The organism is Mycobacterium sp. 852002-51057_SCH5723018 (assembly GCF_001667035.1).
Taxonomy (GTDB): domain Bacteria; phylum Actinomycetota; class Actinomycetes; order Mycobacteriales; family Mycobacteriaceae; genus Mycobacterium.
Map to the genome: position 1 here is coordinate 39,634 of NZ_LZIR01000128.1, position 6,131 is coordinate 45,764.

General features: G+C 68.1%; 8 protein-coding genes and 1 pseudogene. 4 read left to right on the plus strand and 5 right to left on the minus strand.

Going from position 1 to position 6,131, the window contains the following annotated elements:
- Positions 1–21: 21 nt before the first annotated feature.
- The gene (locus A5764_RS26825) at positions 22–762 is read left to right on the plus strand and encodes a hypothetical protein (RefSeq protein ID WP_067119894.1); all 741 of its coding nucleotides are present in this window, start codon (positions 22–24) and stop codon (positions 760–762) included.
- Here the strand turns inward: A5764_RS26825 and A5764_RS26830 are convergent.
- The 3 genes from A5764_RS26830 to A5764_RS26840 are packed head-to-tail and all read right to left on the minus strand — an operon-like array spanning position 753 to position 2,478.
- On the minus strand, positions 753–1,436 hold the full coding sequence (locus A5764_RS26830) for a GAP family protein (RefSeq protein WP_067119928.1): 684 nt from the start codon (positions 1,434–1,436) through the stop codon (positions 753–755). The genes A5764_RS26825 and A5764_RS26830 overlap by 10 nt on opposite strands.
- A gap of 29 nt (positions 1,437–1,465) precedes the next feature.
- On the minus strand, positions 1,466–2,137 hold the full coding sequence (locus A5764_RS26835) for a GAP family protein (protein WP_197501745.1): 672 nt from the start codon (positions 2,135–2,137) through the stop codon (positions 1,466–1,468).
- Positions 2,138–2,160: 23 nt separating this feature from the next.
- Positions 2,161–2,478 carry a hypothetical protein gene (locus A5764_RS26840; RefSeq protein ID WP_067119905.1) on the minus strand — a complete coding sequence of 106 codons (318 nt, stop codon included), beginning with the start codon at positions 2,476–2,478 and terminating at the stop codon, positions 2,161–2,163.
- A gap of 108 nt (positions 2,479–2,586) precedes the next feature.
- On the opposite strand from A5764_RS26840, the gene A5764_RS26845 reads away from it, so the two are divergent.
- Both A5764_RS26845 and A5764_RS26850 read left to right on the plus strand, forming a co-directional pair.
- Entirely contained in the window at positions 2,587–2,814 is a 228-nt protein-coding gene (locus tag A5764_RS26845; protein WP_067119907.1) for a hypothetical protein, read from the plus strand.
- Between the two features lie 38 nt (positions 2,815–2,852).
- Complete coding sequence (locus A5764_RS26850) at positions 2,853–4,382, plus strand: glycosyltransferase family 39 protein (RefSeq protein ID WP_067119908.1); 1,530 nt, start codon at positions 2,853–2,855, stop codon at positions 4,380–4,382.
- A gap of 3 nt (positions 4,383–4,385) precedes the next feature.
- On the opposite strand, the gene A5764_RS26855 is transcribed toward A5764_RS26850, so the two are convergent.
- Positions 4,386–5,219, minus strand: a complete 834-nt coding sequence (locus A5764_RS26855; protein ID WP_067119915.1) for a family 16 glycosylhydrolase — start codon at positions 5,217–5,219, stop codon at positions 4,386–4,388.
- 142 nt (positions 5,220–5,361) lie between these two features.
- A complete protein-coding gene (locus A5764_RS26860; protein ID WP_067119931.1) occupies positions 5,362–5,805 on the minus strand; it encodes a MarR family winged helix-turn-helix transcriptional regulator in 444 nt (147 codons plus the stop codon).
- 128 nt (positions 5,806–5,933) lie between these two features.
- Here A5764_RS26860 and A5764_RS26865 point away from each other — a divergent pair.
- Positions 5,934–6,131, plus strand: a pseudogene (locus A5764_RS26865) (hypothetical protein); the annotation flags it as partial.

Genomic DNA, 6,131 nt, shown 5'->3' on the forward strand with positions numbered 1-6,131 from the left:
CTCCACCCTAAATTGGCAGGCATGTGCTACTCGGAGCGGTGGCTGCAAAACGCCGAACGCCGCGGCGTACCTTCCGACGTCATCGCGGAGGTCGCCCGGCGGCACGCCATCACCCCGGCGGCCTTCGCGCTCCTCGAGGGAATGGAGGAGATCAACGACCCTGCCGGCAAGTCCTTCTTCCTGCTCCCGCCGGGCATCACGGGCGACGAGGCGCGCACGGCGACGCTGATGACCTACGTGCTCAACGGGGGCACCGATTACGGCAAATCGGGCCACCGGCCCGCCAAAGTTTCAGACTTTCCCGAGACGCCCTACTGCGCCGCCGAGGTCGCGCGGATCATCAACCGGCAGCAGGCAAATCGCTGGAGCTACACCCGCGACGTCCGGTTCGTCCACCGCAACGGAGGCCGGCTCGTCACGACCCCCAACGGCATGCTGATGGGCTCGGGCGGCAACTGGATCCAGCGGCTGTTCAGCCAGCGCGGCGGCACCACCTGGGGCGACATCTTCATGCTCAACGCGGGCGCAACCGGCGACCCCGCGGCGCTGCTGCGCCGGATCGCCGGATCCGGGCGCGCCTGGCACCACCTTGACTTGGACCGGGTGCTGCACCACGAGGAGCGGCACGCCCGGCAGTGGGCGGCACGAGGCTACGTGGGCATGATCAGGGACTACGCCTGGGAACTGATGCGTGAGTTGGTCTTTCGCAAGACGAACAGGCTCGAGGCGGACGCCGGCCTGTCCGACGGCGGCTACCGGTGACCGATCAGAGCGTCGATTCCGTGATAGAGGATCATCGCGCCGATCACCACGAGGACCGCCGCGAGCAGGGCGGCGTTGTTCTTGTCCATCCAGTCCTTGAGCCGCGCCAGCGTGTCGTCGAGGCGGTCTCCGGCGGCCGCGTAGGCCAGGATCGGGACCGCGACGCTCGACGCCGCGACGGCGACGAAGAACGCGGCGGCCAGCCAGTCACCGGAGGCGCCGAGCCCGCTGCCGCCGATCGCCAGCCCGGCCGGCACGCAGATGAGCGCCACATCGGGTCTCACCGCGGCCAGCGCCGCCCCCATCAGCCCGGCCCGGGTCGGGGTGATGGTGCTGAACGACCGCATCCAGCCCGGCGACTCGCTGTGGCCCCGCCGGGTGAACCACTTGACGATGCCGTAGACGATCAGCAGCGCTCCGAGGACGACGCGCAGCCAGGACGACCACCTCGGCGGCGACTTGTCGAGACCGCCCAGCAGGCCGGAGGCGGCGACGGACAGCGCGGTCAGCGCGGCCAGGCCCACCACCCAGCCGGCGAGGAAGGCAAGGCCGCTCGGCCGCGGGCGCGGCGCCTGCAGCACCAGCACCGCAGGAATGACGGTGAGCGGCGAGAGCGAGATGACCAGGCCGAGGGGAATGAGACCGGTCCCGACCGCAACCCAGCTTCCTGCCACGGTCAGCAATCTTCGCACGCCATAGCGGATTACAAAGCGCGAATCCCGTTGTAGATCACGAGCAAACCGATCACGACCAAGATGACCGCCAGCATGGCGGCGTGGTTTCGTTCCATCCAGGCTTTGAGCCGCTCCAGCGCGTCGTCGAGTCGGTCCCCGGCGGCGACGTAGCCCAGTATCGGAACGGCGACCGTCAGCGACGAGACGACGACGAAGACGGCGCCGCAGATCCAGCCGGCCGCGGCGCCCAGCCCACCGGTCCCGATGGCCAGGCCCGCGGCCACGCACAGGATCAGCACCTCCGGCCGGATCGGCACCAGCACCGCCCCGGTCACCCCCGCGCGCAGCGGGGTGAGCTTGGAGAACGAACGCATCCAGCCCGGAGTCTTGCTGTCACGATGCCGGGTCAGCCAGCGGAACACGCCGAACACGACCAGCACCGATCCCAACACCACGCGCGCCCAGGACGCCCACGTCGGCGGTGCATGGTTCAGCCCGCCCAGCAGATCTGAGGCCCCGACGAAGGCCGCGGTGAGCGCTACCAGACCCAGCAGCCAGCCGCCGAGGAAGGCGAGGCCGGCCGGTCGGGGGCGTGGCGCGTGCAAGACCAGCACCGCGGGAATGACCGTGATCGGTGAGAGCGCGATGACCAGCCCGAGCGGAATCAGCTTGGTCAGTACGGGAACCCAGTTGCCTGCCACGGGCAGCAATCATCGCATTGACTTCACCCGCCGGCATGTCCTTTCCGGCGCAGCGTCCACGCCGGCACCCAGTGCGTCACCGTTTTGCGCTTGGAGCCGTACGCGATCGGGTAGGTGACCAGCCCCCACCAATCGCCCTGCTCGCAGATGCCCCAGCAGCTCAGCCGGCCCTCGACGACCTTGTGCAGCTGCAGGCCATTGGGCTGATAGCGCCCCGAGCGGTGCGGCTCGCGCGGGAACAGCACCGTCAGGTCGACCAGCACCGCGATCGGTGGGCGCACCACCCGAAACGGGTCACGGACCGGCTGCCCGTTGTAACCGATCGACGCGAGGTCGCCCATTTATCGATCATACGTTCGAATAGCGGGTGCGTTGAGTCCGTCATTTCGCCACCGGGTGCCCAGCTAGATCGCTATAGTCGCGTCACCGATACCGAGGGGAAGATCCACATGAGGACGATTATCGCCGCCGGGCTACTGGCATTCGCCGGGGTCATGACCGCTGGGGTGGGCATGGCCAACGCCGACGAAACCGAGGTCGAGGGCAACTACTCGAGCGAAGCCGGTTGTCAGGCGGACGCACCCCACGTCGAGCTCACACACAACGACCACTTGTGGACCCATTGGGACTGCCGCTTTGGTCCCGACGGGTTTTGGCACGTGTTCCTGAGTAACTGACAGGAGGCCCGCCACCGCTTCTGGCAACATAGCGGGCGGTGAGCGTCTCTGATACCCGCGAGTCCCGGCAGCGCCGTGGTGCGTTCGACCCGCTATTCGTCGGAGTCCTCGCCGCCGCAATAAGTTTGGCCGGCTCCGCCCGCCCCTCGTTCTGGTACGACGAGGCCGCGACCATTTCGGCCTCCTACAGTCGGACCCTGGGTCAGCTGTGGCAGATGCTGGGTAACGTCGATGCGGTGCACGGCCTGTACTACGTGTTCATGCACGGTTGGTTCCAGGTCTTCCCGCCCACGGAGTTCTGGTCGCGGGTGCCGAGCGGGCTGGCCGTGGGCGGTGCCGCGGCGGGAATCGTGGTGTTGGGCAAGCAATTCTCGTCGCGCACGGTCGCGATGGTGTCGGGGATCGTCTGCGCGGTCTTGCCCCGGGCGACGTGGGCGGGCCTCGAGGCTCGCCCGTACGCCCTGTCGATGATGGCGGCGGTGTGGTTGACCGTGCTGATGGTCGTTGCCACACGGCGTGACAACGCTTGGGTGTGGCTGGGTTACGGGATCGGCCTGGCGGGATCGGTCCTGCTGGAAACGTATCTGGTGTTGCTGGTGCTCGCGCACGCCGTGTTCGTCTGCGCGTTCGGGCGCGACCGTACGACGGTGCGGCACTTCGCCATTGCGTCGGTGCTCACCGTTTGTGCCGTGTCGCCGTTCATGCTCGAGGTCGCCGGGCAGGTCCAGCAGATCAAATGGGTCGCACCGATAGGGCATCGCACGATCGAGGACGTGGTGGTTCAGCAGTACTTCGAAAGGAGCCCGCCGTTCGCGGTGTTGTCGGCACTGGTTGTGGTGACCGCGATTGGCTTGTGGCTCTTCACATCCGCAAAACCGGCCGACACGGACCGCCAACTGTTGACCTTGGCCGTCGCATGGCTGGTGATCCCGACCGCGCTGATCGTCATCTGGTCGGCGCTGGCTCACCCGATCTACACGCCGCGCTACCTGTCGTTCACGGCGCCGGCGATGGCTGTGGTCCTGGGGGTGTGTATCGGCGCCCTGACCGTCAAGCCCTGGGTGGCGACGGCCCTGGTCAGCCTATTCGCCGTGGCTGCGGCACCCAATTACCTTCGCGCGCAACGTAATCCATATGCCAAGTACGGCATGGACTACAGCCAGGTCGCCGACCTGATCACCGCCCAGGCGGCACCGGGCGATTGCTTGCTGGTCAACGACACGGTGACGTTCATGCCAGCCCCCATGCGCCCGCTGCTGGCGGCGCGCCCCGACGCCTACCGCAAACTGGTCGACCTCACCCTGTGGCAGCGGGCAACCGACCGCCGAGAAGTCTTCGACACCAACCTCATCCCGGAGGTCGTCGCCCAGCCGTTGAGCCATTGCCGCGTGGTATGGATCATCACGCAGGCCGACAAGTCCGTGCCCGCCCACGAGCAGGGCGAAGCGCTGCCGCCCGGCCCGCTCTACGGGGCGACGCCCGCCTTCGCGGTCCCCCACGACCTGGGCTTCCGGCTGATCGAGCGCTGGCAGTTCAACCTGGTTCAGGTGGTCAAAGCCGAACGCTGATAGCTACCAGATGCGGATGTAGTCGACGAGCATGTCCGCCGGGTAGGTCGCCGCGGCCGGGTCGCCGGCGCCGACCCCACCGACGGCGAGGGTGAACATGGGCGTCATCCAGTAGCCGGGCTTGTTGAACGGCCACCGGAAGTCATCCGGAGCGCCGCCGTGGACGTGGATGGGCTTGTTGGGAACGCTGAAGTACTCTGCCCCGTCGCGCGAGAACTGGAACCCCTCCTCGCCCCAGTGCATCCGCCACGTGTGCCAGCCGCCGTCCACCAACCCGGGAATCGACTTCCCCTCCCAGGTTTTGCCGTTGGACGCCGCGTGAACCGTCGTTCCCGGGGGCCACGAGCCGTTGCCGTACCACTCGAAAACGTCAACTTCGCCGTCGGGCAGCGGATCTTCGTTGACGCCCCAGAATGCGGACCAAAGGCCGGGGCTCAGACAGTTCAGCTTGATCCGCGCTTCCCACGTTTGGTTGATCATGCTGTGAAAGTTGCCGCGCAGTTTGGCCCCGTAGTAGGTGTCCCCTTCTTGGGTGGCGCGCAGGACCAGGTTGGAGTTGCCGTCCTGAAACACGTTTCGGCGGTCGTCGCGGTATATCCCCGCGACCGGCGGGAACACGTCGTCCTGCCAGGTCTGCACCGTCCACTTGCCCGGATCGGGAGCCGAGCCCGCGGGGCCGTCGAATTCGTCGGAGAAGATGTAGCCGCCGCCACCGGCCGACGGCGCCTCCGGCGGTGCCGGGAGAGACGGGTTGGCCTGCGCCTCCGGGACCGGCATCGAGGCCACGGCCGCCAGCATGCCGAGCCCCGTGGTCAACAACATGCTGCGACGATCCATATGCAATCCCACCAATCCTTGACGAGCCGGAACCTCCCGCCCGGCGCGATTCCCCGAAGCAACTCTCGCAAACGGTGTTATGAAACCATGCCGCGGGGGAGGCGCGCATCCCGCACCGGGCCGTGTCCGCCTGCGGTTTGGCTCAGCGATCTCCCCGGTCCGTTGCGTCCCGGGTCCCGGCCGCGCGCAGCAGGCGCTTGAGGTGGCCCCGTTCCTCGGCTGTCAACCGGGTCAGGACCCGTTGATCGGCCATCTGCGCGGCGGCGTCGGCACGCTTGAGCAGCGCCTTGCCGCGTCGGGTGAGCTGGGCCGGCATGGCCCGCCCCGCCGGGGCTGGCGCCGGGCGGGTCAGCGCGCCGCGCTCCTCCAGCGCGAGCAGCACCTGGTTGGCCGCTTGGGCCGAGACGTGGGTACCGCGGGCCAGCTCGGCGCCGGTCAGCCCGGGATGCTTCGACAAGATCCGCAGGCACACGAACTCCGGCAGGCTGAGGCCCAGCGGCTTGAGCTCCGCGGCGACCTGGGGCCGCAGCGCCGCCATCACGCGGTACAGCAGGAACCCCAGCGGCTCGTCGTCGGATTGACCCATGCACCACATGCTGGCACGCGCCGCGCCGTTTCCCGCCGGCAACCATCAATTTCCTTGACATCGACGCGGCCGGTGGTATCAAGGAGCTTGATAGTCCGATGTGGAGAAAGGAACGACAACGATGTCTGGTGGCGGTTTGTTCGGAGGATTCGGTGGACCCGGATTCGGTGGGCCCGGGTTCGGTGGGCCCGGCTTTGGTGGGCCCGGCTTCGGCGGGCCCGGCTTCGGCGGCTGGGGCGGCGGGCGCCAGCGCGTCGGTGGCCGGTCAGATCGCCAAGATCGCCGGCGCCCGGGCGGTGGGCATCGCGGGCGGCCCGGAGAAGTGC

What these genes read in the sequence shown, in the direction of transcription:
- A5764_RS26845 (WP_067119907.1), top strand. Translation starts at nt 2,587, where the DNA reads ATGAGGACGATTATCGCCGCCGGGCTACTGGCATTCGCCGGGGTCATG.
- A5764_RS26855 (WP_067119915.1), bottom strand. Translation starts at nt 5,219, where the DNA reads ATGGATCGTCGCAGCATGTTGTTGACCACGGGGCTCGGCATGCTGGCG.
- A5764_RS26840 (WP_067119905.1), bottom strand. Translation starts at nt 2,478, where the DNA reads ATGGGCGACCTCGCGTCGATCGGTTACAACGGGCAGCCGGTCCGTGAC.
- A5764_RS26860 (WP_067119931.1), bottom strand. Translation starts at nt 5,805, where the DNA reads ATGGGTCAATCCGACGACGAGCCGCTGGGGTTCCTGCTGTACCGCGTG.
- A5764_RS26825 (WP_067119894.1), top strand. Translation starts at nt 22, where the DNA reads ATGTGCTACTCGGAGCGGTGGCTGCAAAACGCCGAACGCCGCGGCGTA.